We start from the raw sequence: 24,040 nt of genomic DNA on the forward strand, positions 1-24,040 counted from the left end.
TGCACAAACATGTGGGCAAAAATAAAATTGAAACCTCGAAATGAAAAAAGCCTCCCTCAAAAACAGAGAGAGGCTTACCAATTAAGGATCAGGAAATTACTGAACAGTTGCTACAAGGCTAGTGCCACTAACTGCAGCATAGGCCTTCAACATCACATAGTAAGTCCCGGCTGCAGGAGCATTAATCGTGATCGTTTCGGTATTGGTAGAGCCATCCGATTTACCGTCATAGGTAGAGGTGGTCGGTGCAGAGCCAAGTTTCGCATAAATATCACCATCACCAGTGCCGCCCGACAATTTGAAAGTCAGACTAGTTTTGCCTGCTGGAACCACGATAGAGTAAGTCTTCGTTGCATTCAATGCCAATGACAGATTACTTACCGCAGTACCGCTACACAACACGGTGGCGCTCGGCGTGCAGCCGCCAGAACCACCAGTCGAGTAAGTGGCCACGATAGAAGCACCACTCACTGTTGCGTAGGCATTCGCCAACAAATGGTAAGTGCCTGCCGCGGGTGCTGCGATCAAGATACTTTCCGCATTACTCGAGCCATCTGATTTTGCCAGATAAGAAGTTTTAGTTGGATCTGTTGTCAACTGCACATACAAATCGCCATCACCGGTACCGCCTGACATTTTAAAGCTCAGATTGGTGGCGCCTGAAGGTACGGCAAACGTGTACTTGGAACTAGCTCCAGTCGCACCTGCAAAGCCGACCGAGACATCCTTAGTCAACACCGCATCACCGCCGCCACCGCCACCACAGCCCCCCGTCACACCCACACTAGCAAAAGCAGCGGTTACATCGGCCACCGCATAGCCACGGCTAATTGCAGCCTTTTCTACACCGCATGCACCTTGATTAAAGGTGCTATTCGCGGTCCAATGCAGGCGATTGGCATCTGCCATGACTTCGAATGCTTTACGTACGGTCCAGCCGGATTTAGTTGCCAACAAATAAAATGCTTTGTTGAAGACGCCACTAGTGTTATGCACATCCATGCTGCTGGTGTACTTGCTAGCGTGTCCTATGGAACGACCATCTTGCTCAGGATTGGCCATGTAACGCATCGCGCCTGAGCCTTTTTTGATGTCGTCACCCACCATAAAAGTACCGGTGCCACGCATATACCAGGATGCAGCTTCACCAGCCATATCCGAGAACGCCTCATTCATACCACCCGACATTTGTGAATACACCAAACCAGAATTTTGCTCGGTATAACCATGGCTCACCTCATGCGCTGTCACACCCAGAGAAACCAAAGGATAGAAAGTTGAGCCGCCATCACCATAACTCATCCCTACACCATCCCAGAAGGCGTTTTCCCAACCAGCGACGTCGTAATGTATCCGCATCTCTAGCTTGCCCGTGATAGGACGTTGCCCCAGCCAATCGGTGTACATATTAAAAACCACGTTACCAAAGAAATGACCATCATTCAGAGGAGAATAGGCACCATTGGTAACTTTGTAGGTATTGGTAGGGCAGGCGAATTTATACGCAGCACTAGGCTTAGTTGTGCCATTCAAATAATTATAGGTAATGACATTGGTACTATCCATGGAGCACGTACTGGTCACTTGCAAAGGACCATAGGTAGAACCGCTACCAGCCGATCCATAAGTGTATTGCCCAATTCTGCCATTACCGCCAGGGCCACCGGCCTCGGCATGCGTCATACCCTCCCAATGCTGGATCACCGCGCCCGTGTTGGCATCGAGAATGAAATGTGGACGACTAGCTTTACCCGTGCTGATAAAGGAAACCACGTAGATCAACTGCGCCTTGTTATTTGCGTCAAGTTTTACATATAGTTTTGCTTGATCGTTTTCAGTGCGAGTGACGCCTGCCTGTGTCTTGGCACGGCTCAAAGCCTGAGCGGCCGAATACAGTGGCTTGACGCTGGCAATATCATTGGCGATATTGTTCACCATAGAGCCAGAAAAAGAGGCTTGCGGCTGATTTGCTGCGGCGTGCTGAACGATACCCTCACCCCACACTGGGACACCTTGGTGCAATTGCTCAAAACGTGTCACCACTTTGCCATTAGCGTATTTAACGCTGCGCAATTCACGAATATCTGTTGCGGCTAAACCTAGCAACTCATGTGTCTTAGCCTGAGTTAATGCCGATCGCGCTGCTGGCAGGGGAGCATTATCAAGATTGACGCGATCTGCCGCCATAACATTGCATGCCGCTGCCACGAGAGTCACTAACAACAAAGGGCGTGACACCTGATGAAGTTTGATAGTTTTTTCCATTTTGTTTCCTTTATTCTAATTGTGTGGGAATTGTTTCCCTTGGATAAAGGCATCCATTCATGTGGGTAACACGAACATCAGCCGATTTATAAACAGCTGGATTGGAGTAGGCATAGGGCAATCATCTAACTCCCAGCAACAACGCTGTATCGGACATGACGTATTCCAAATCGAATTTGTAACAGCCATCGCTATTCCCTAAATAGCTAAGGACTAGTAAAGCAGACATCAAATCAAATGGAAATACAGGCGTTGTTTTCCCACAATGCGGAAAAATAGCGGAAAATTTCTAAACAATAGAAAATTCTGTAGAAAATACGAAAAGACAAAAAAACAAGACCAATTAACAATTGAGCTGGTGAAAAAATTCTATTACACCGAAAAAAGTAAACTCAGTTTTTATTAAAATACATAAATATTTAACTTCAATTATTAACTGGTATTGGATGTTTTTTTAAAAATCGCATTGCTGCAGAGTGAAAATAAAAACAATTACTTACACTTTTTTACAACTGGTGTTAAATTAAGCTTCAAACCAAGCGCAATGGCAAGCTACGCAAACGTTTTCCTGTTAGCTTAAAGATAGCATTTGCCACCGCTGGTGCAATTGGTGGCACGCCGGGCTCACCTATCCCTTCTGGCGATTCGGCACTTTTTATGATGACAGTCTCGATGACAGGTGTTTCGTTCATGCGCAAGGCTGGGTAATCATGGTAATTGCTTTGTTCCACTTGCCCGTTTTTAATGGTGATCTCACCGTATAAAGCGGCGGTAAGTCCAAAAATAACGGCAGATTCGATTTGCTGGGCGATGATATTTGGATTAACGGCAATCCCGCAGTCGACCGCGCAAGTCACTTTATGCACCCGAATTTGATTATCTTGAATCGAGACCTCGGCTACTTCGGCAACTATCGTGCCGAAGGACTGGTGTAAGGCCACACCTAATGCGCGCCCAACTGGCGGCTGCCCAGCTCGCGCCACCGCAGCATCGAGCACCGCCAGATGACGCGGGTGCTTAGTTAATAATTCACGGCGAAACAGCACCGCATCTTTACCGGCAGCGTGCGCCAATTCATCAATGAAACTCTCTTTGAAAAAAGCATTATGTGAATGACCGACTGAGCGCCAGAAGCCAAGCGGCACCGGGGTAGGCACAATCACATGAGAAATTTTCTGATGCTCAAACTCATAAGGCATATCGAACTCGCCCTCGGCCGTAGTCTTATCCGGCCCCGCCCCCATCAAGCCAAAAGTGCGTTTCAACACTTGGTGGGTAATCGATCCACTTGCCGATTTATTCTCATAGCCGGTCACCTTGCCACTCGCATCCAGCGCTGCGCTAAAACGCGCCACAGCGGCGGGTCTATACATATCATGCGACATGTCTTCTTCCCGGCTCCAGATTATTTGAACAGCCGCGCCTTTAGTCTGCATTGCGATAGCCACCGCTTGCAGCACCATATCGACCTCCAGCCTACGTCCAAAACCACCGCCTAGATAGCTCATGTGCAAATTCACATCTTCAGTCTTGATGTTGGCTACTTTGGCAGCCACACCCACGGCAACACTAGGCACCTGCGTCGACACCCAGAGATCTAACTTACCGTCCTTAAATTGCGCAGTGCAATTAATAGGTTCCATAGCGGCATGTGCCAGAAACGGTGCGCGGTATTCGGCTTTGAGTAGTTTGCCAGAATTGGCCGCCAAAGCCGCCGCCGGATCGCCTAGCTGATAATAGGTAAAGCCAGATTCGCTATCGAGCTTCTCTCTGAGTTCTTTATAAATAGCCTCACTCGAGAGCGTCGCGTTAGCACCGGCATCCCAAGTGATGGGCAATGCCGCCAAAGCCTGCTTAGCCGACCAATACGATTTGGCGACCACGGCGACTCCGACCACACCAACCTCGCCTACCGCTTGCGAAAAATCGACGACCTGCACCACATCGCGCATATTTTTAATTGCATCGGCATCGATTTTTTTGATTTTCCCGCCTATGCTAGGGCTCATTTTTATGGCCGCATACAGCATGCCAGGCACACGCGCATCGATCCCAAATTGGGCTGTGCCATTCACCTTGCCGGCAATGTCGGTACGCGCTTGCGCAGTACCTATCAGCTTAAAATCCTTAGCTTGCTTCAAGCGAATTTCGCGCGGCTCGCTGCCTGCCGCCTTGGCTGCCAGATCGCCATAATTGGCGCTTTTACCCGAGGGGTGCGAGACCACGCCTTCGCTGACACGACATTCGGCAGCCGGTACGCCCCATTCTTTGGCGGCGGTATTGACCAACATGGCGCGCGCGGTGGCACCAGCTTCGCGCAGTGGTATCCAGGCATCCTTGACGCTAGAAGAACCACCGGTGATCTGCAAACCTAATTCACGCGCCAATTTTGAAGTCAACCATTGCGCGGTCTTTTTCAAACTACCTTGATCGTCGCTATGAAACGGCAGGCCATCGGCCATCATGGAGACATTGCCGTAAATTTTATCGATAGGGGCATGCATTGCTTTGACCTTAAGCATAGACACATCAAGCTCCTCGGCCACCAACATCTGTAAAGCCGTATGTATGCCCTGCCCCATCTCACTTCTATGCATGGCGACCGTGACCGTGCCATCCTTAGCGATCTTAATCCAGCCATTCAAGGCCACCTCGCCCTCAGTAATTTGCAAGGGACTAGCGCCTTGCAAACGCTGGCGTGGCGGCATCACGCCCCAACCAACTACCAAGGCACCGGCGACACTTAAACCACCTAAGATAAAACGGCGGCGCGAGCTGTTTTTTGCTGCTGTCATTATGCTGTCTCCATTATTCGAGTTTTCAGGGACTTACACAAAATCGCCCCAGCGTGGTTGCACTCACCTCACAGTACTAACGTCATGTGAGGCAGCACACTTAGCTCGACCAATTTTGTGTAAGCCCTATTTTTTAATTAAGTTTAAATTACACAGACATTGAAGATAAAAATTTAAGGCCATTGCTTTAACGATTTCGGCGCGGATACCCCTGCGCAAGAATTCTGGTCCAGACCAGCTCTTTACTCTCTTGCGACATAAACACCCAATCGGCTACCTCTGAGACTGTGCGCCCGCAACCACGACAGACGTCATCAAAGGTAGTCGAGCAGACCGCCACACACGGCGTATCAGGGCGTTCTGCGCTGTCGCCCAGTATCGAGTTTTGCAGTTTATTTTCAGTCATACAAGTTCAGTTTCAATCTATCAACTCTCATAGTAACGTTAACCGCAGAGACTGGGTTTGCACAGTCCCTACTAAATCATGATTTTGAGTCTACCGAAAGCATAGTAAATCGGCATCGAAGATTGACAGCTTAGTGCCTGCAGTAGGACAATCTGGCCTACGCAGGCTCTTTATTGCTGCAATCTGAGCTGCCATCTACGCTGCATCGACGTCACATTTCAAACATTTTTGTTTTTAAACAGTGCCCCTCTGGAGACGCAATCCCCATGCGCCTGACAGAGCCGATAGGCTGGAAACCCGCATGGGGATTGCGCAAGCGGCTAGTGTCTTGTTAAAAATTTGAATTTTCCAGACCGCTCATTCTGATTTAAGCATAGGCAGCGCAAGGCAAACTCCCCCGCATTACTAGCCTGGCGACAGATAAATCTTTCACTCTAAAAAGAACAAAATGACTCAAAATTTTTTCCAATCCTTCATCCTATTGATCCTGGTCACCGACCCATTTGGTAGTGTGCCTATCTTTGTCAGCGCGCTCAAGAACGTTGCACCTGAGCGACGCTGGCGCGTGGTAGTGCGTGAATGCGCGATCGCATTTGCTTTGTTATTGTTGTTTATGTTTTTCGGCAAACACTTTTTGGTGGCGCTGCAATTATCCGAAGTCTCGCTGCGCATAGGTGGTGGCGTCATCCTATTTCTGATCGCCTTGCGTATGGTTTTCCCTCAAGAAGGCGGGATTTTTGGCGATGCCGAAGGCGACCATGAGCCCTTCATCGTGCCGCTGGCCATCCCTTTACTGGCCGGTCCTTCGGCACTGGCCACAGTATTGCTATTTTCATCCGATAGCCGAATGGACGTAGTGATACACGTAGCGGCACTGACCGCAGTAGCTGTGGTCTGGCTAATCGTCTTATTGAGTGCCGAACGCCTGCAGCGCGTGCTGGGTATCCGCGCTATGACGGCGTTTGAACGTTTGATGGGTTTGATACTGACTGCCATGTCAGTCGAAATGCTACTGGCCGGTATCAGAGATTATCTGAAAACCTTGGGCTAAAGGCGGCACTAAGGACAGTAAGCTGAGATGTACTTTGTATAGGCATCTCAGCGGCAAACAACTTACTGTTAAAAGTAAAATAGCCCAGCAAAAACAGTATCAATGCGATGGCAAACTGCTTGAAAAATTGCTTGTTCATGAAGATCTTCCCATTGAATTAAATGATTTTTTCTAGCTGCATTTGCGCTATCTCGGCCTGACTATACCCCAGACTCTGCAAGACCTCGGCATTATGCTGTCCCAGCTTTGGCCCCAACCACAGGGTTTGCCCTGGCGTGAGCGACAACTTGGGGCTAATCGCTGGCAACTTCACCGGCGTGCCATCGGCAAAGGCATGCTGTTCAAACATGTCACGCGCGACGAATTGCGGATCATCCATCATGTCGCGCACCGAGTAAATTTTACCGACCGGCACATCCGCCAGCGCGAGTATTTGCAATGCAGTATCGATGTTCTGGGTCGAACACCATGTCTGAATTGCGGCATCGATCTCGGCAGTGCGTGGCACCCGCCCGTCATTCCGTGCTAGCTGTTGATCATTCGCCATATCCGCACGCCCTATCGCCAGCATCAATCGGTGAAAAATCGCATCACCATTGCCGGCAATGACAATATTCTCGCCGTCGCCGGTGGTATAGGTATTCGAGGGCACGATGCCAGGTAAAGCACCACCAGTACGCTCACGCACCACGCCAGCGTGATCAAACTCAGGCACCAGGGATTCCATTAAATTAAACACCGACTCGTACAGAGCCACGTCGACCATCTGGCCCTGCCCGGCAACACACTCTGCGCTAGGCTTGCCATTCCAGCGCCCGCCTGTCACATCTCTGTGGCGCAAGGCCATCATGGCACCGATCACGCCGTGCATGGCAGCCACCGAATCACCGATAGAAATACCGACGCGCACCGGCGGCCGATCCGGATGACCGGAGACATAACGCAAGCCGCCCATGGATTCGGCAATCGCACCAAAGCCAGGCATATCTTTCATAGGCCCAGTCTGGCCATAGCCTGACAAGCGCACCATGATCGCAGCCGGATTAATCGCCTTCAGATCGTCATAGCCTAGCTGCCATTTTTCCAGCACGCCAGGACGATAATTCTCGATGATGATGTCAGCGTCCAGCGCCAGTTGGCGCGCGATCGCTTGCCCTTGGGGCGACTTCATATTCAGAGTGATGCATTTTTTATTTCTTGCCTGCACGCTCCACCACAAGGAGGTGCCGTCTTTCAAGACCCGCCATTGACGTAGCGGATCACCGCCATCGGGCGACTCGACCTTGATCACCTCAGCACCAAATTCGCCCAGCATGCGTGAGCAAAACGGCCCGGCAATCAGGGTACCTAATTCCAGCACCTTGATCCCGGCTAGGGGTCCAGCGTTTTTTGCAGTCAGATTTGTCATCAGAATCGCATTCCTAATGATGTTAGAGATGGTAAAAGAAGCAGCCTGGAAAATTTAAGTTGCGCGCCTATCGAGCATGGCGCGTGCGATCGTACCGGCATCGACATACTCCAACTCACCGCCGACTGGCACACCGCGCGCTAAGCGTGTTACGCCCAGGCCGCGCGCTTTTAAAGTTTCACCTATGTAGTGGGCGGTGGCTTCGCCTTCATTGGTAAAATTGGTCGCCAACACGACTTCTTTCACCACGCCATCGGTGGCGCGGGTAATCAGTCTATCCAGATGGATATCTTTAGGCCCTACCCCATCGAGTGGTGATAAACGTCCCATCAGAACAAAGTACAGGCCCTTATACGTCAAGGTCTGCTCTATCATCAATTGATCGGTAGGCGTCTCTACCACGCACAGTTTGCTCGCATCGCGCTCAGTATCGAGGCAAGTCTCGCATTGCTGATTTTCGGTGAAGGTATTACAGGAAATGCAGTTCTTGATCTTCTCTACCGCATTGTTCATGGCGCGCCCTATCATAGCGGCCCCTTCGCGATCATGCTGCAGCAAATGGTAAGCCATACGCTGTGCAGATTTTGGCCCGACTCCGGGCAAGCGACGCAAGGCTTCGCTGAGTAATTCAAGACTGCTGAGGGATTTCACGAGGAGATCTTAAAAAAAGATATTGTGGTGCATCGACAGAAAGCGCACCACATGCAGCAAAAAATATAGGACTGACGCAAACTTGTTCCGGCCAGGCGTACCGCCGAAGACTTACTTGAGTACCTTAGTACTGTGAGGCGAGTACAACGACGTCAAGGCGTTTTTACGTAAGTCCCAAGATGAATTAAAACGGCATTTTAAAGCCTGGAGGCATAGGCATGCCGGCAGTCAGTCCCGACATTTTCTCGGCGCTGGTGGCTTCTGCCTTGCGTACCGCATCATTGAAGGCCGCTGCCACCAAGTCTTCCAGCATATCTTTGTCGTCACCAAACAGGGATGGATCGATGGTGACGCGTTTGACGTTATTTTTGCACGTCATGACGACCTTCACCAGACCAGCACCGGATTGTCCTTCAACTTCAACCAGAGCCAATTGGTCCTGGGCTTTTTTCATATTGTCTTGCATTGCTTGCGCTTGCTTCATCAAGCCTGCGAGTTGGTTCTTCATCATAATTTTCTCCTGAAACTAATTTAACTAACTAACTTAACTGATTTAATTTAAATAGGTCGAACGCTGCCGCTGGCAATAGTTGCGCCGAATTCTCTCATTAAAGTCTGCACGAAGGTATCGCTGCGTATCGATTTTTCTGCTTGCACCTGACGTGCGGCGCGCTCCGCCACCGCTTGCGCATTGGCGGTTTGCTCTACCGCACCGATTTGCGTCTCTATGCGCACATCACGCCCAAAACGCTCAGACAAGGCGGCGATTAGTTTATCTACGCTACCCGACGACAATAAGGTTGGCAAAGGCACGCGCAAATGAAATACCGCGGCATTGCCATTCATCTCGCACTTAATCAACTCACTTTGTTGCGCCAGTTGCTGAGCAACGGCGCGCACCGGTAAGGATGCTGCCAAATTCGGCCAATGGCCATCCCAGTTCAATTCAGTGACTGGAACCACGATCAACGCTCTGGCAGTCATCGCAGGCGGGACTTCGGTCTCAGCCACATTCACAACCACAGCTACCACCGGAGTATCTACGCGTGCTGCAACAGACGTGCTAGCCGGAACTGGCGTAGGGGCACGAACCGCAACCAGCGCCACGATGGAAGGATTTGCGGATGGTCTGGCAGCCGGTGCTGGAGAGGACGAAAACATCACATCGTCATCCCAAGGCGGAGGCATATCATCCATACCGGCTGGCTCAAACTGGATTTCCTGGACTGCTGAGACTGCTGCGACTGGCGTAGCGATAGCCGCAACTACCGGCATAGCTGCGACCGCAGGTGCGGCGACTACGGCGGCTGGCGGCACAATAGCGGCCGGCACTGGAGCCACGGCAAGCACAGGTGGCACTACCGGCTCAACAACTGCTGCCGCTGCACGTGTGCCAGAACTGCCGCCCAAGGCTTTATTACTGCCGGCGCGGGCAGCAGCCAATGCTGCCATGGCAGGACTAAGCGCGGGCTTGACTGACGCATCTACGGCGGCAACAGCCGGAGCTGTTGTAGATGCGGGCGTGGATGCGGGCGTGGATGCGGGTGTAGAGGTTGGCGCTGATACCGCGACTGGCAAGGGCATCACGCTGACGGCATTGTGCGGAGCAATTGGAGCTGTAAATGCAGGAGTTGCAGGTACCGCAGGCGAAGCCAATGGCAAAGCGCTACTGCTACGCACCGAATTGACCGGAGTCACCGCCAACGGCGCACTGGCAACCCGGGCGGCCGGAGCACGCGCCATCGGTGCACTGCCAGATTGCACTTGATCGCCAGCGCCGTCAGCCGGACGGAAAGCCAGCATACGCAGCAAGCTCATGCTAAAGCCGGCGTATTCATCCGGCGCCAAGCCCAACTCGTTACGACCATGCACCGCAATTTGATAATACAGTTGAATTTCTTCCTTACCGAACAGCTGCGCCAGACGCATCAGCTCGGCACGTTCGGGCAGATCTTCGGCTATCGCCGCTGGCACCATTTGTGCAATCGCGATCTGGTGCAGCAAAGTACCCAAATCTTGCAAGGCAGCCTTATACGACAGACTGCGCGCCGCCATTTCGTCGGCGACCGCTAATAAGCCTTTGCCGTCTTGCAGCGCCAGGGCATCGAGCAAGCGTAGCAAATACGATTGATCGAGTGAGCCCAGCATGCTTTGCACTGCGTCCAGCGTGACCTTGCCGGCCGCGTAGGCGATCGCCTGATCGGTCAGCGACAAGGCATCGCGCATAGAGCCATGCGCGCCCTGCGCCAGCAGACGCAAGGCGGGCACTTCAAATTCTATGTGTTCTTGACCGAGGATATTATCCAGATGGCTAACGATGTGGCCGGGCGGCATCTGCTTGAGATTAAATTGCAAACAGCGCGACAAGACCGTGACCGGGATTTTCTGCGGATCGGTGGTGGCCAGAATAAATTTCACATGCTCGGGCGGCTCTTCCAGTGTCTTCAACATCGAGTTGAAGGCATGGTTGGTCAGCATATGAACCTCATCGATCATATACACTTTAAAGCGTGCATTCGAGGGGGCGTAGATCGCTTGTTCCAACAAGGACGCCATCTCATCGACACCGCGATTCGAGGCCGCATCCATCTCTATGTAATCGACGAAGCGCCCGGCATCAATCGCAGTACAGGCGCCGCACACACCGCAAGGGTGGGCCGTAATGCCGGTTTCGCAATTGAAAGCCTTGGCCAGAATGCGCGACAGCGTGGTCTTGCCGACCCCGCGTGTTCCTGTGAACAGATAGGCGTGATGCAGCCGCTGCTGCTCCAGAGCGTGGGATAAGGCACGAACCACGTGCTCTTGCCCCACGAGCGTTTCAAAGCTCTTGGGACGGTATTTGCGGGCGAGGACTTGATATGACATCCCGCAATTTTACCTTATCTGTCGCGCAAAAATACACACCCCGATAAATTGAGATGCGTGCTCAAGCGTCATCGCCCATTGAGGATTTGGTCTGCATTGCGGTCTTAATCTGAGCTTCCTGGGCGCGCAGTTCGCGCCTCAGTGCGGCAACTTCCTGATGGAGGGCGCGGATATCGCCATGCAATTCACGCTCAAACTTGGCTTCCTCTTCACCGACAAACAGCGCGGCAATATTCGCCGTCACGATGGAGAACATGGCGTAGCCCAGCAAGACAATAAAAACGGCAAATATTTTTGAGGCTGGCGTGGATGGCACAAAGTCGCCATAGCCTACGGTTGCCACCGTAGAGAAAGCTAACCAGACACCGTCGGCGTAATTAAGGACAGTTGGTTCCAACCAGTAGAAGCCAGCCCCGGCACTAGTCAACATCAGCAGCGCCAGCAAGATCAGCTTAATCAAATAACTCGGTTTCATGTGGCGCAACACCAGGGTAGCAATGCGCACCAGGATCAGCGTGCACAAAGCTAGTCGCAGCATCCACTCCATAATTCCCCACTGAAAATGCGAGGGCAAGGCGCTCAGGGCGCAGCCGAGAATAATCGCGACATCGAGCATCAGCTTACCGCTGCGGCGCTGCTGCTTCCTATGCTGCAACCACTGCCACACCGTGTCTAGCAAGATCAAGACGGCAGCACTGGCATACAACACATGCCCGGCCAAACGGCTAGCGTCTTTTTCACCATCAAGCAGTAAATAGAAAGCCGGTATACTCAGCAGCAGCGCAAGCAACAGGACGGGGCGCGTCAGCCAGGCAAAAAATTGCTGGGTCTTAGGGTAAATGCCGCCAGCACTGAGCGACTGGGCATAGGGCTTTTTTTTCATCATCATCCTTGCCGTTTGCGAATTGGATAGCCGGTAATTTAGCCAACTGCCTTGTGTTAAGTTAAGTTAAGTTAAGTTAAGTTAGCTTAAGTTTCGTTCATGATCCACAATCAAGCCAATTAGCTATTGATATGCATCAATTTATGACGCAGCCAGCGCTAAATATTCTCTCCAACTCTAGGCAAAACTACTCAATTAGGGCTTAGGAAAAATTGCTGTCGCTGGGTCTAAAGACTATGGCCGTACTTCAATAGCTCCAGTCGGATACTACAAGACTGGGGCGTATGTGCGATTGCATTAGTGCTCATTGACTCGTCCACGCATGGCCTTGTGGACGCCACGTTTGAGCTTGCTTTCTAGTCGGCGCAACTGCGAACCGCGGGTCGGCTTAGTGGCTTTACGCAGCACAGGGACGAAGCTCGCTTGCAAGATAATCTCGCGCAGACGCTGCAAAGCTTCGGCCTTGTTTTTCTCCAGACTGCGCGAACTCTGAGCCTTGATCACCAACACCCCGGCATTGCTAATACGCTGGTCCGAACAAGCCAGCAAACGCTGTTGATACTCCAGCGGCAAGGAAGAAGCGGCGATATCGAAACGCAGATGAATCGCGCATGAGACCTTATTCACGTTTTGCCCACCTGGACCCTGCGCCCGTATCGCATTAAAAGCGATTTCACTGAGGTGTATCGCAATGCCTGGGCTAATTTCAAAATATTTGGTGTCTGCACTTTCCATACTATTGATTTCTATTTTCTATATTAAAAGCCAGGTAACTGTTCCGCCAACGATGAGAACTCCCTCGCCCGCTGGCGGGAGAGGGCCGGGGTGAGGGTGATTGAGCAACACTTGCTTTCAAATTACTGATGCGCTTAGCACTGTGAAGTATCAAACATTGTGCTCAATTTGAACCACCCTCATCCCAACCCTTCTCCCGCGAGCGGGGGAAGGGCTTAGTATAGCGAGCTAAATAGACACCATGACTAGCAAAAATTTAAAGCACCTGCCCGCTTGCGCATATCCCATGCGGGTTTGCGGGCAGATAGGCTGGCAAGCCGCATGGAATATGCGCCTCAGCCTATGCCAATTTAAAATCTAAATTCGTCCTTGCGCAGACTCATTTAGGCTCTCAGCAAGCGCTGCCTCATCTCGGCGGCCGACAAGGGTTTACTGTACAAATAGCCCTGAAATTGATCACACTCTTGTGCTTGCAAGAACGCCAGTTGTTGCGCGCTTTCTACTCCTTCTGCGATCACTTTCAGATTCAAACTGCGCGCCATCGCGATGATGGCAGCAACGATCGCAGTACCATCCTGAGCGTCACCAATATCCATGACGAACGAGCGATCTATCTTCAAGGTATCGATAGGCAGGCGCTTCAAATAACTCAAGCTCGAATAGCCGGTTCCGAAATCGTCGATAGAAATCTGCACACCAAGTTGGCTCAATGCGCTCAAGGTGGCGACCACCTCATCGGTATTATTCATCAGACTGCCCTCGGTAATCTCCAACTCTAGCGCGCTGGCAGTCAGGCCGGTCTCGGCCAGGATGCGCGTGACTGTCTGCAAAATCGAGCTATGGTGTATCTGTATCGCCGAGAGATTAATCGCTAAATGCGGCAAGCGGTAACCGAGCGAGCGCCACTCTTGTAGCTGGGTACAGGCAGTGCGCAATACCCACTCACCGATCGCCACGATCAAGCCCGAACTCTCCGCCAGCGGGATAAACTCCACCGGACTGACCAAGCCCAAGACCGGATGCTGCCAGCGCAATAAAACTTCCATAGATTCTATCTGGCCGCTCTGAACCCCGACGATGGGCTGGAAATTCAAGAAAAATTCATCACGCGCTATGGCATGCCGCAAGTCTGCCGTCATGGCATAGTGGCTAACCGCTAAGCGACTCATGTCGGCATGGAAGAACATAAAATGATTGCGCCCAGCCGCCTTCACCTGGTACATCGCAGTATCGCTATTTTTGAGTAAAACATCGACCTCGCCCCCATCCTGCGGCGACACTGCGATACCGATGCTAGAACCAATGTAGAGCTCACGTTCGCCTATCTTAAAAGGCGTAGATAGAATTAATTGCAGTTTGCTCGCCAAGGTCGCGGCATTACTAGGGTCCTCAATTTTCGGCATAAAGACGATGAATTCATCGCCGCCCTGGCGCGCCAACACATCATCGGCACGCACACAGGAGCGCAGGCGATCCGCCACTTCGATTAATAAAAGATCGCCGACGTCGTGACCGATAGAATCATTGATTGCCTTAAACTGATCTAAGTCGATAAACAATACTGCGGTCATGTTCTGTTTAACGCGGGCCAGGTCCAGAGCCTCCTGCATACGTTCACGCAATAGACTGCGATTGGCTAAGTCAGTCAAAGCATCGTGGGTCGCCATGTGCAGCATCTCTTGCTCAACTTTTTTACGCTCCGTGATATCGATGCGTATCGAGATATAACTGACCACCACGCCATGCGCATCTTTCATAGGCACGATGGCAGAGTCTACCCAATACAATAGCCCCAACTTACTGCGATTACAAATCACGCCACGCCAGATTTCACCCTGCGCGATAGTTTTCCACATGTCCGAAAAAAAACTAGCTGGATGCAGACCCGAGTTAAGAATACGGTGATCCTGACCGATCAACTCGTTCGTTTCAAAGCCACTGATCGCGACAAACTTGGGGTTAACTTTGAGTATGCGCCCGGCGCTATCTGCCACTGAAACGATGGCATGCTGATCGATTGCCTGCATGTAGGTCGATAGCTCAGAGAACGCCTGCTCTACCCCTTGCTTGGCAAACAGCAGGGTATTGGCGGTGAGCGCTTCCAGCTCGGATTTCTCTAGCTGAGTTTGGGCATTCTGCAAATATTTAGCTTGCCGAACGAAGCGCCAGTTGAACCAAAATATGGCTGCAAAACTGCCAAATAAAATCGCAAAAATAAAAATACTGGTGCGATTAATCTGGCTACCTGCCAATAGCTCGGTTTTATCAAGGGGAATCGTGATCGACAAGGCACCGAGCAATTGATGTTGCTGCCACTGCTTGCCTATCTGTATTCCTTGGGCACCGCGTAACTTTAAAATTTCCGGAGTTTTTTCATACGCGTTATGGCAACTGGCGCACGACATTTGCGAGGCCGGATCGGCCGACAAGTAACGCAATACCCGGCGTCCATTTTGTATCTCAAAGCGCGACACCGCTTGCCAATCAATTGCTGCCTTTGGTTGCGCCTGATCCTGCGACTCTAGTTGCGGCCAGGCCCAACGCAAGAAATCATCGGCTAAGCCCTGGCTCACTTCCAGGTTCCACTTACTGACGGGTTTGTATTCGTAGAGCTTATCGGCATTGGTCGAGGAAGCCTGCCCCACCAATTTTAAAAACTGGGCGGGGATAGGCACATGACCAGGCTTATTTGCCGAATCAACGCTAGGACCAAAACCATCCTGAAGAAGTTTACCGACGATCTCGTGGGCATACACCGAGCGTGCCGTGGTGGCCTGACTTGCCACAATTTTTGCGATAGTTAAGGCCTGATGTTCTATGGTGCGATTAACTGCCTGGCGCACCACCAGATAGCCCAGCACACAGGCCAAACTAAACACGGCAATTAAAACCACAAAGGATCGCGAACTACGACGAAGACGCATACTCTCTACCTAATAAATTCTGTCAATTTTCTAGCGTTTAAACCCTGCACTTGTAAGCTAAGGCGACTAAGGCGAGGTCTAGACACCAATACTGAAGCTGCTTTGTATATGTCTTAAGGATAAAGCCTGCGCAAGATCTGCGACATACTGCTCAGCAGCTGCGCAGCCAAGCGCTGTTGCAGTTGACTACGCTCAAGCTGCTCAGGCGCACTGCGCGCCGACTGCCAGAGCGCCACAAAGTCCGGCTTGTTTTCGTTCAGCACCGCCTCTACCTCGGCTTGCCAAAACGAGGGTGCTTCACCCTCGGCGAAATTACCACGCCCACGGCCGAAATGCGCCACCGCCAGATAGCGCAGTAGCGCTGCGACTAACAGCGAATGTAAAAACTCATCTGAAAAGCGCAGCTGTGGATGCTTTCTATCGGTACTGGCATTAAAGGCCCAGGCCGCACCGGCAAAACTGAGCGCACCGAGAATACCACCAACTAAGGCCCCAGCACCAAAACTTAAGCCGCCCGCCATCAAATCAGCAGACACCCCAGTGGCAGCACCGGATAACATAGCGCCGAGTAAGCCCGCCTGTTTAGCATCCAAGGGCGCGCGCACCACATACTGCTGATGCACGCGCTGATTAATTTTATGCGCGGCACCAGCATCTAGCCTATGCAGTTTGAGCAAATCAGCGGTGCTGGCGAGCACATTCTCGTTAAGCCGTAACATGAGTTGCTGCAGCGCTTGATCATGGCGTTTTTGCTCGCGCTGCTTACCCATGCCTATCACCTTCAAGACCGTGCTTAACATCGCCGTCTCTTCTGGCGCTAGCGCTTCCACATCTTGCGCAGCCCTGATCAATTGCAGCGCTATCAATTCCATCGCTGCCTGCAAGCGCTGCTCATTATCGCGCTGCCAGAGCGCAAACAGGCTGGCATAAGCCAATTTTTTATGGTCAGGTAGCAACTCGGCTAAGGCATCGTAAAACACGCGCTCATGCACCCAGCAGCGCGCAAAAGCATCCAGCGCCAGCACTTTCTGAACCACCGGATACGCCGCCAGATAGCTCTGCCAGCGTTGTAACTCGGCCAATTCTTCCTGCGGCGGCCGCGGCGGCCCCATTTGATTGAGCAAAACGATGACCGGCTTACCTAACCATTGGAGTATCGCCATCTCAGGCGCCAGATAGCCAGCATCCTGCGGATCCTCCGATGAATTGACCAGATACAGCACCACATCGGCGGTTTCGCGCGCAGTTCTCAGCGCCTGCTGGCTCAGCCAAAAAGTGCGGTCGCGATAGCGATCCAGGACTTCGCGCAAAAACCAACCGATAGGATTATCCGCCATGCCCAAACGCTTAGATAGACGCACCGTATCACCAAAACCTGGCGTATCCCAGAGCAGCAATTGATCTCCGCCAGCGTTCTGCAACAAAATATGCGATTCGGAAAAACTGGTTACGTGCGGAGCATCCCGCACCTCGCCCACATCGAGCCCGGTCAGAGTTCTGGCCAGCGTGGTTTTACCGGCATTGGTGTGCGAAATCAGCGCAATTTGTATCTGCAAAGGAGTACTCGTGGTGGTCGGCATAAGGAGATTATTCTGAGGTCAAAGTGGCGCGCAAAGTGCCGCGATCAGGCTGCTAAGCCAGCAGCGCCAGGCCAGCCGCGCCCGATATCATCGCTACTTTTCTGCAGCTCGCGTAGATTGAGCACCATGCAAGCGGCCTGCTGAGTGGCACAAAATTGCCGCCATAGGGCGATACGTTCATGCAGACGTTGCTCAGCTCCGGCTTGCGCACCTAGCCGTTCCAGATAAGCCGATTGGTCCACTAACACTAGCACACGGGCGAGCTGATCAGACGCTGGCCGCGGACCCGCCTGCAAGAAAGAGTTTAAAAATTCAGCATGATTCTCTGGCTCTGGCGTCGCGCTAAGATTAAATAAAACGATCGTCAATCCTGCGCTGCCTTTATCTGACACGTCCAGTTTCGAGGCAGCATGCAATTGCACGCCATAGCCGGTTGAGGGCCGCAACATCACATTCACCTGCTCACCGAGCAAGCTGTGCGCCACCGCCCTTAGAATTTTTTCACGGCCCTCATCGAGGGTAAAGCCATAAGGAAAAATTCTTAGCAGCGGCACCTGCGCAGGGCCAATTTTTGCAGTCAGTGTTTGAAAGTAAGGCTGCGCCAGATTCAAACTGAAATGTTTGCCCAACCAGCGTTCCCGCGCATACCCCAGCAAAGCGAGTAGCGTTCTTGGAATAATCACCAGCAATAAGAGCGTACTGGCATATAAATGCACCCACAAAGCACCGTAGCCGCTGGTGTCGGTGTGTGGTATTTGCAGTGGTGCTAGTTGCAGCGCCTGCACTTGCGCCAGCGAAAACCCCGGCATAGAAAAGAGCTGCTGCACCGGCATAAACAACATCGACAAAATCGCATGTAGCTGCGCCGCATTGAGGAAAGTACTCTCCCATCCGGCCACATACTGTGACAGCATGCCACGCAGATATAAAGACGCAATCACGCCCAGCGAAAAACTGGCGGCGCTGAGATGGATGATGCGACTGGCGCGGGCGCTCAGCAGCGGGCCGCTCAGCACTAACCACTCCGCATTAAATTTAGTCAGGGCGCTAGCCAGAACCACAGGCGTAGCACGCGGCAATTGCGGCGATGCGGCCAGTGCAAAAACCGCGCCACGCTTAAGCGCATCCCAGGGAGTACGCCCCAACTGAGGAAAAACCATCTGCACTAGTAACAACAGATAGACCACTAAATTCCACAAAATAATCAGCAGCAAAGGCGCCGCTAACAAATCGACTCTATGGGTGTCGCCCATCCGGTCGAGTAAGCCACCGCACAAAAAAGCCAGCAAAGGTAAGCCCCAGCCTAGCCCTGCCAAGCGACTCTTACCCGCCACCAAGCGCGCCAGACCGGCATGACGTTCAATCAGTTTTTTTAAAATTTGCTCGGCCCGCGCTTGCAGAAACAACTCAGAGCTAAGCGCCACCTGCTTCTCGGCCGCCGCCCATTGCGCCAACTCATGCGCACTACGACTGGCGTAGCGTCTATCATCCTCGCTTAGAATCTGGCGCTCCGCGTCCGCATTCTCTATCGCCTGCACCAACACTATGTTTCGGAAAAACGACTGATTCATGAAGCTCCTGATTGATCTGCGGACCACACGCAAGAAAGAAAAATAGATAAGAGCACATTATAACGCGATAGATTTGATGCAAAAAGACAAAGAAACGACAAAGAAACGACTAGGAGATAAGTTTCTCCCTTTATCTCGCTTTAACAATCATCTCATCAAGTTCAACAACAAAAAACCGCTATGCGCAGATTGTGCGAACCAGCTGGGGCGGATAAAACACGCTGCGATCAGATGCGACAGCTCCCGTCAAAGCGCTAAGTTTTAGCGTGGCCTGACGATACACCGTCGCTGAGTAGCCCTTTGAGATTAAGCAAATAGAGGGAGTATTTTTAGAAGCCCGCATCCGGTATGCGCGAACCACCATGAATTCTCTGGTACTGGCAGGAGTATAACTGAGCAGCGCAGGCCAGTGGCTTAGCGCGCGGGGCGGCGGTTTGCGTTGGCGCTTTGAATTTAGCCACCGTCGGAACTGCGCCTCTGCAATGACTGCTTAGGGTACTGGCGCCACCGCCAAACCCCATAGAAAACCAGTGCACCCACTACGCCATGCAGCGCAAAGAGCGCCACTCCCTCTGCATAGGTGAACCACGCATAAGCAGTCGGCACACCATCAACATAAGTTTCGATGTACTTGCCATGCCAGTTCTGCCCGGCCGAGTAGCCATCAAGACGACTAGGCCAAGAGGTCGCAGCGGATAAGGCACCAAGCACAAAACCGACTATGCCAAGTGAACGCCAACTATCGCGACGAAGTTTTCGCAGCGCCAAAAATGCAGGAACACCAAGTACTAGTACTAGCGTCGCACTGACAGCCACCACCGCGAACAGCACGAAGCCAATACCGTAATGCGACTGGGGAGACGAGAGATAGTCGGGCAACATGCGCAAGAGAAGCAACATGGGCTGAGCAGCCACCGCTGCGATTGCAGAAATCCAGATGTTCATGTGGGTTAACGTTTGACATGATGGGCGCCGCAAGGCGTCCCGCTTGATGGATGGGTTAGGTGCCCTGATAAGCACCTACCGAACAATTTGTTGGTCTTGTTGAATTCCATATTTCAATTAGAAGAGGTTTTGCATGTTTGTGCCAATACTCTATTTTCTTTTTATCTCTGCCCTCAATTTCACCCTTTAACAAATTGCAATTTTCAATATTAAAACTGGCATCAATGTTTGGCGACTTTACATGAAAGTGCGGTGGTGGGTGTTCATCTGGGTAAATTTCTATTTTAAGTCCATTTACTTTAGCTACAAGCTGCTTAATTTCAATTAGAAACATTTCTCCATTTTCTTCCCATACATTGCATGGGTTATGAAGAATTGCCTCTAGCCAAGCAGCAAAATCATCAAATGATTTTAATTGCTCAGGTTCGACATTATGAAACCAAGGTGTTTTTTTTAATTCTTCAACTGACATTTCGGAGAATTTCATAAATTGCACCTAACGTTTGAGATGAGAGGCGGCGCCCGGCTTGCCGGGTGACGTCCTCTCGATTGAAGGGTTAGGCCTCAGATTTCGCATGAGTACTTTGCGCGGCAATTGCATTTTTTAGCAGAGCCAAAACTGAAGGTGAGGCGACCTGCGCGAGGGTACTGATTTTGACGTGACGAAGGGATTTGCCAGTTCCTTCAAGGAGTACTGCGGGATCGGAAAGCGAGGTTCCGCGGTAGAAGCCCAAATTTGTGTGCTTCGCTTGGATGCCTATATATGCATAGTGATCAAGCATCTTTCGAGGACCAAAGCCGTAGCTGACGATGCCTTGCTTTGGCCAAGCAAGCATGTAGGCACCTGGGTGCACGCTTAGGATTTTCTGATGAAGCGCCTCGACTATTGGGCGTTGCTCTTCGGAAGCAAGTGCGAACACGGCTTCAAAGGAACTAAGCGTTGGATTTTTTGAGGCAGCCATTTTCTGAGGCCTAACGCCGAAATGACGAGATCGCCACGACGGTCATAAATTTATGCGAAATAGTCATTGGCGATTCTCCGTCGATTGACCTGTTAAGGCTAGTCCTCGGATTCATCTTTAACCTGAATGCTTCCATAGGTGTCCACCAATAAGAATAATAATGCAAAAAATACAGCTCCACTGATGGATATGCGTAGAACAAAACCAGGCCACCAATCTGTACCAGCAACGCCATACACAAATGGATAAATAATAAAATCTGCGAAAGTTGAGAGCACAAACGCACAAATAAATAGACCAGTTGTTTTACATTTCAAAGCAACGGAGCAGGAACTACAAACAAAATTTTCGCTAACCTTCAGCGCATTAATACGTACCCCGCACTTGGGACATGCAAGTGACATCATGAGCCTTAACGTGTTTTAATTTTCATTTTGCAATATTAACCGAGCGTGTTAAAAAAGACAATTTGTTTCAAGTACCTTGAAACCCGCGTGGATATTGACTAAATCTGGTTATACTGACTATTTATACAGTTGAACAAAATCGACAAAAACATCACTTTAACGCAGCAAGGTGCGATCGTAGCTTTGCATGAAATTTCATAAGCATCCCTGCCACCGCGCATATTCCATGTGCTTCTGCAAGCACACTAGCCTGTAGACCGCATGGGATATGCGCGCTGGCGGCATGCGTTTTTTTGCTTTGCTGTGGCTTGGTCTTGTTTTTACTTCTGTCGTAGCTGTGCGATTGCTGGCCGGTGGTAGACCGGCGGCTACTTCCTTTTCTTGCTTCGCCAAGAAAAGTAAGCAAAAGAAGGCGACGCAAAGTCGCTGCCCTGCGGGTACCCGCCTGTGCAGGTCAAAAAATGGGGAATGAAGCAAACTCGCTACGCTCAGACAGCTTCATTCCTAATCCATTTTCTGCCATGCACAAGCGGCAGCGCCACATGCGAAAGGCGAAGGTCAACACATCCGTAGCGCGACTGCCGTTTCTCTACACACGCATTGCCCAGGCACGTCGCGCTACGGCAATCCGGTGCTTTTGACTTGGCTTTTGACTTGGCTTTTGACCTGGCTTTTGACCTGGCTTTTGACCTGGCTTTTGACCTGGCTTTTGACCTGGTTTTTGAATTAGTTTTTGACTTTGCTTTTGACTCGAATTCGCATGTGGCGCTGCCAATTGTGCGGGGCGGAAAATGGATTAGAAGTGAAGCTGTCTGAGCGCAGCGAGTTTGCTTCATTTCCCATTTTACGACCTGCACAATTGGGTATCCCGCAGGGACAGCGACTTTGCGTCGCCTTCTTTTGCTTACTCTTCTTGGCGAAGCAAGAAAAGTAAGTAGCCGCCGGTCTACCACCGGCCGGCAATCGAAAAACAACGACGGAAGTAAAACACCTGCACGCCAGAAAAATGCAAGGGACAGGTATCGAGAATGCAAGGGCGATACTGAGTCACGGCCCTATTTCACGTCCCTATCTTAAGCCCCTATTGTGAGATTAGCTTCGCGACCTCGATTGCTGGCAATACGCCCGCATATTGGGGAATGCCGTTTTTATCGAGCTTGGCGACGTGGATCTTCCACTCCATTTTTTTATCCTTATCCACCATCAATTCCAGCGCCCAACCCGTCTGTGAATCTTCCGTGTGAAAGCCATTGAATATGAAATTTCCCAGACTGTAAAATATCGGCTTGTTTTGGTAGATCTCGATATTTTGCGTCACATGCGGGTGACCGCCAACAACCGCGTCTGCGCCCGCCTCTATCATCAAATGAGCCAATTGAATCTGACGTGGTGAGGCCATTTTTTCATGCTCCCAACCCCAATGCGGATAGACAATCACAATATCGGCCTTATGCGTAGTCTTGGCGGCACGAATATCAAACACGATCTGATCATCATCGGCCCACGCCACGCCTGGCCGGTCTTCCAAGGCTTCAAAGCTACGAGGAAAAAAATCATCATAGGCCAAAATAGCAATGCGCACGCCCTTAACTTCGCTCACATAAGGCGCATGCGCAGCACGGACATCGCGCCCTCCGCCAAAATAAGGAATCCCTTTTTTCTCTAACAAATCCATCATCTTGCCAAAGGCAGCAGGACCATAATCACCAGTGTGATTATTCGCCAAGGACACCGCATTAAAATGCTGCTTGATGGTCGATAACACGCGCGGATGCGCCTGAAAGGTAAACGGTTTTGTTTCGCGTTTGCCGGTATTACCGACGCTGCATTCCAAATTACCGAAACGCAGATCAGCTTGCGAAAACTGGGCCTCAAACGCCGCAAAAGGGTTTTTGCCTTGTTTAATGAGCTGCCCTGGCAACTCATCGACCATCAGATCGCCGACAAATAACAGCTTGACAGCGGTCTGCTGGGCATGCGCGGAAGCGGCAAAAATAAGTGCCGCGATGAACGCAAAATAAGACTTATTCATTTTTGCTCCTTGTCTGCGCAAACTGGTGTGCATTGAAATAGTAACTCTCGTTCGAATTTTGCCGAGTAAATACGATGGAGCCCAAAGCCCTGTGCATGACTGGCGCAGACATTCTCTTGAATAATATTTTCGCTTAAATGTATCAACACATAACGCTCTTTTGATTCGTGATACACATAGGTTTTGAATTTATTTTCATTCGCAAGATATTGCATAGAAAAGCGATAACCGCCATCCAAATCAAGCGTCTTGTAGACGTAAGGATCAGCACTCTTGGCCACTTGCAGTGTATTGACAGTACCCGACACTTTAATCTCACAACGCAGCTCAACCGCAGAGGCAGAAGTAGTGGCAAGGCTAGCGAAAAAAAGGCCGACTAGTCCCATGATCCAAATTATTTTATGCATAAAAGTCCGGTAAAAAATGAAAATGACAAAAATCGTCTTGTCGTTGATTGCATATGCCCCCGCCATGATAGCGGCAGAAGCAATTCTGGAGACGAATTTATTATTTAAATACAATAGTATTGAAAAGTATTGAACAACGCAGCAGAGAGCAAG

General features: G+C 51.0%; 21 protein-coding genes. 2 read left to right on the forward strand and 19 right to left on the reverse strand.

Going from position 1 to position 24,040, the window contains the following annotated elements; genetic code table 11:
* Positions 1-96: 96 nt before the first annotated feature.
* From EJN92_RS01400 to EJN92_RS01410, 3 genes are all read right to left on the reverse strand, one after another.
* Positions 97-2,265 carry a M4 family metallopeptidase gene (locus EJN92_RS01400; protein WP_126126197.1) on the reverse strand — a complete coding sequence of 723 codons (2,169 nt, stop codon included), beginning with the start codon at positions 2,263-2,265 and terminating at the stop codon, positions 97-99.
* A gap of 530 nt (positions 2,266-2,795) precedes the next feature.
* On the reverse strand, positions 2,796-5,060 hold the full coding sequence (locus tag EJN92_RS01405; RefSeq protein ID WP_126126198.1) for a xanthine dehydrogenase family protein molybdopterin-binding subunit: 2,265 nt from the start codon (positions 5,058-5,060) through the stop codon (positions 2,796-2,798).
* Between the two features lie 187 nt (positions 5,061-5,247).
* Positions 5,248-5,466, reverse strand: a complete 219-nt coding sequence (locus EJN92_RS01410) for a DUF1289 domain-containing protein (protein ID WP_126126199.1) — start codon at positions 5,464-5,466, stop codon at positions 5,248-5,250.
* Positions 5,467-5,914: 448 nt separating this feature from the next.
* On the opposite strand from EJN92_RS01410, the gene EJN92_RS01415 reads away from it, so the two are divergent.
* The gene (locus tag EJN92_RS01415) at positions 5,915-6,517 is read left to right on the forward strand and encodes a MarC family protein (protein WP_126126200.1); all 603 of its coding nucleotides are present in this window, start codon (positions 5,915-5,917) and stop codon (positions 6,515-6,517) included.
* Here the strand turns inward: EJN92_RS01415 and EJN92_RS21520 are convergent.
* From EJN92_RS21520 to EJN92_RS01480, 14 genes are all read right to left on the reverse strand, one after another.
* The gene (locus tag EJN92_RS21520) at positions 6,489-6,656 is read right to left on the reverse strand and encodes a hypothetical protein (protein WP_170174838.1); all 168 of its coding nucleotides are present in this window, start codon (positions 6,654-6,656) and stop codon (positions 6,489-6,491) included. The genes EJN92_RS01415 and EJN92_RS21520 overlap by 29 nt on opposite strands.
* A gap of 18 nt (positions 6,657-6,674) precedes the next feature.
* Complete coding sequence (locus EJN92_RS01420) at positions 6,675-7,925, reverse strand: CaiB/BaiF CoA transferase family protein (protein ID WP_126126201.1); 1,251 nt, start codon at positions 7,923-7,925, stop codon at positions 6,675-6,677.
* 54 nt (positions 7,926-7,979) lie between these two features.
* The gene (recR, locus tag EJN92_RS01425) at positions 7,980-8,576 is read right to left on the reverse strand and encodes a recombination mediator RecR (RefSeq protein ID WP_126126202.1); all 597 of its coding nucleotides are present in this window, start codon (positions 8,574-8,576) and stop codon (positions 7,980-7,982) included.
* A 184-nt stretch (positions 8,577-8,760) separates the two neighbouring features.
* Positions 8,761-9,087 (reverse strand): YbaB/EbfC family nucleoid-associated protein, encoded by a 327-nt coding sequence (locus EJN92_RS01430; protein ID WP_126126203.1) that lies wholly within the window; start codon positions 9,085-9,087, stop codon positions 8,761-8,763.
* Between the two features lie 47 nt (positions 9,088-9,134).
* On the reverse strand, positions 9,135-11,441 hold the full coding sequence (locus tag EJN92_RS01435; RefSeq protein ID WP_126126204.1) for a DNA polymerase III subunit gamma/tau: 2,307 nt from the start codon (positions 11,439-11,441) through the stop codon (positions 9,135-9,137).
* A 61-nt stretch (positions 11,442-11,502) separates the two neighbouring features.
* The gene (locus tag EJN92_RS21730; RefSeq protein ID WP_227869651.1) at positions 11,503-12,324 is read right to left on the reverse strand and encodes a potassium channel family protein; all 822 of its coding nucleotides are present in this window, start codon (positions 12,322-12,324) and stop codon (positions 11,503-11,505) included.
* Between the two features lie 297 nt (positions 12,325-12,621).
* Entirely contained in the window at positions 12,622-13,059 is a 438-nt protein-coding gene (arfB, locus tag EJN92_RS01445; protein WP_126126205.1) for an alternative ribosome rescue aminoacyl-tRNA hydrolase ArfB, read from the reverse strand.
* A 383-nt stretch (positions 13,060-13,442) separates the two neighbouring features.
* Positions 13,443-15,983, reverse strand: a complete 2,541-nt coding sequence (locus tag EJN92_RS01450) for an EAL domain-containing protein (protein ID WP_126126206.1) — start codon at positions 15,981-15,983, stop codon at positions 13,443-13,445.
* Positions 15,984-16,096: 113 nt separating this feature from the next.
* Positions 16,097-17,563 (reverse strand): DUF3482 domain-containing protein, encoded by a 1,467-nt coding sequence (locus EJN92_RS01455; protein WP_126126207.1) that lies wholly within the window; start codon positions 17,561-17,563, stop codon positions 16,097-16,099.
* A gap of 44 nt (positions 17,564-17,607) precedes the next feature.
* A complete protein-coding gene (locus EJN92_RS01460; RefSeq protein WP_126126208.1) occupies positions 17,608-19,134 on the reverse strand; it encodes a DUF2868 domain-containing protein in 1,527 nt (508 codons plus the stop codon).
* 453 nt (positions 19,135-19,587) lie between these two features.
* Complete coding sequence (locus EJN92_RS01465; RefSeq protein WP_126126209.1) at positions 19,588-20,079, reverse strand: hypothetical protein; 492 nt, start codon at positions 20,077-20,079, stop codon at positions 19,588-19,590.
* Between the two features lie 55 nt (positions 20,080-20,134).
* On the reverse strand, positions 20,135-20,566 hold the full coding sequence (locus EJN92_RS01470) for a DUF4160 domain-containing protein (RefSeq protein ID WP_126126210.1): 432 nt from the start codon (positions 20,564-20,566) through the stop codon (positions 20,135-20,137).
* A 70-nt stretch (positions 20,567-20,636) separates the two neighbouring features.
* Complete coding sequence (locus EJN92_RS01475) at positions 20,637-21,041, reverse strand: DUF1801 domain-containing protein (protein ID WP_126126211.1); 405 nt, start codon at positions 21,039-21,041, stop codon at positions 20,637-20,639.
* A gap of 98 nt (positions 21,042-21,139) precedes the next feature.
* Entirely contained in the window at positions 21,140-21,445 is a 306-nt protein-coding gene (locus EJN92_RS01480; protein WP_227869652.1) for a hypothetical protein, read from the reverse strand.
* Between the two features lie 657 nt (positions 21,446-22,102).
* On the opposite strand from EJN92_RS01480, the gene EJN92_RS01485 reads away from it, so the two are divergent.
* Complete coding sequence (locus EJN92_RS01485; protein ID WP_170174846.1) at positions 22,103-22,264, forward strand: hypothetical protein; 162 nt, start codon at positions 22,103-22,105, stop codon at positions 22,262-22,264.
* A gap of 265 nt (positions 22,265-22,529) precedes the next feature.
* Here EJN92_RS01485 and EJN92_RS01490 read toward each other — a convergent pair whose 3' ends face one another.
* Together EJN92_RS01490 and EJN92_RS01495 are read right to left on the reverse strand one after the other, a co-directional pair.
* Complete coding sequence (locus EJN92_RS01490; protein WP_126126214.1) at positions 22,530-23,480, reverse strand: CapA family protein; 951 nt, start codon at positions 23,478-23,480, stop codon at positions 22,530-22,532.
* Complete coding sequence (locus EJN92_RS01495; RefSeq protein WP_126126215.1) at positions 23,477-23,887, reverse strand: hypothetical protein; 411 nt, start codon at positions 23,885-23,887, stop codon at positions 23,477-23,479. Before EJN92_RS01495 ends, EJN92_RS01490 begins: the two co-directional genes overlap by 4 nt.
* Between the last annotated feature and the right edge of the window lie 153 nt (positions 23,888-24,040).

Origin of the sequence: Undibacterium parvum, assembly GCF_003955735.1 — a bacterium.
GTDB lineage: Bacteria > Pseudomonadota > Gammaproteobacteria > Burkholderiales > Burkholderiaceae_D > Undibacterium > Undibacterium parvum.

What these genes read in the sequence shown, in the direction of transcription:
- EJN92_RS01435 (WP_126126204.1), bottom strand. Translation starts at nt 11,441, where the DNA reads ATGTCATATCAAGTCCTCGCCCGCAAATACCGTCCCAAGAGCTTTGAA.
- EJN92_RS01415 (WP_126126200.1), top strand. Translation starts at nt 5,915, where the DNA reads ATGACTCAAAATTTTTTCCAATCCTTCATCCTATTGATCCTGGTCACC.
- EJN92_RS01460 (WP_126126208.1), bottom strand. Translation starts at nt 19,134, where the DNA reads ATGAATCAGTCGTTTTTCCGAAACATAGTGTTGGTGCAGGCGATAGAG.
- EJN92_RS01430 (WP_126126203.1), bottom strand. Translation starts at nt 9,087, where the DNA reads ATGATGAAGAACCAACTCGCAGGCTTGATGAAGCAAGCGCAAGCAATG.
- EJN92_RS01455 (WP_126126207.1), bottom strand. Translation starts at nt 17,563, where the DNA reads ATGCCGACCACCACGAGTACTCCTTTGCAGATACAAATTGCGCTGATT.
- EJN92_RS01465 (WP_126126209.1), bottom strand. Translation starts at nt 20,079, where the DNA reads ATGAACATCTGGATTTCTGCAATCGCAGCGGTGGCTGCTCAGCCCATG.
- EJN92_RS01450 (WP_126126206.1), bottom strand. Translation starts at nt 15,983, where the DNA reads ATGCGTCTTCGTCGTAGTTCGCGATCCTTTGTGGTTTTAATTGCCGTG.
- EJN92_RS01495 (WP_126126215.1), bottom strand. Translation starts at nt 23,887, where the DNA reads ATGCATAAAATAATTTGGATCATGGGACTAGTCGGCCTTTTTTTCGCT.
- EJN92_RS01420 (WP_126126201.1), bottom strand. Translation starts at nt 7,925, where the DNA reads ATGACAAATCTGACTGCAAAAAACGCTGGACCCCTAGCCGGGATCAAG.
- EJN92_RS01480 (WP_227869652.1), bottom strand. Translation starts at nt 21,445, where the DNA reads ATGTCACTTGCATGTCCCAAGTGCGGGGTACGTATTAATGCGCTGAAG.
- EJN92_RS01410 (WP_126126199.1), bottom strand. Translation starts at nt 5,466, where the DNA reads ATGACTGAAAATAAACTGCAAAACTCGATACTGGGCGACAGCGCAGAA.
- EJN92_RS01490 (WP_126126214.1), bottom strand. Translation starts at nt 23,480, where the DNA reads ATGAATAAGTCTTATTTTGCGTTCATCGCGGCACTTATTTTTGCCGCT.
- EJN92_RS21730 (WP_227869651.1), bottom strand. Translation starts at nt 12,324, where the DNA reads ATGAAAAAAAAGCCCTATGCCCAGTCGCTCAGTGCTGGCGGCATTTAC.
- arfB (WP_126126205.1), bottom strand. Translation starts at nt 13,059, where the DNA reads ATGGAAAGTGCAGACACCAAATATTTTGAAATTAGCCCAGGCATTGCG.
- EJN92_RS21520 (WP_170174838.1), bottom strand. Translation starts at nt 6,656, where the DNA reads ATGAACAAGCAATTTTTCAAGCAGTTTGCCATCGCATTGATACTGTTT.
- EJN92_RS01475 (WP_126126211.1), bottom strand. Translation starts at nt 21,041, where the DNA reads ATGGCTGCCTCAAAAAATCCAACGCTTAGTTCCTTTGAAGCCGTGTTC.
- EJN92_RS01405 (WP_126126198.1), bottom strand. Translation starts at nt 5,060, where the DNA reads ATGACAGCAGCAAAAAACAGCTCGCGCCGCCGTTTTATCTTAGGTGGT.
- EJN92_RS01470 (WP_126126210.1), bottom strand. Translation starts at nt 20,566, where the DNA reads ATGAAATTCTCCGAAATGTCAGTTGAAGAATTAAAAAAAACACCTTGG.
- EJN92_RS01400 (WP_126126197.1), bottom strand. Translation starts at nt 2,265, where the DNA reads ATGGAAAAAACTATCAAACTTCATCAGGTGTCACGCCCTTTGTTGTTA.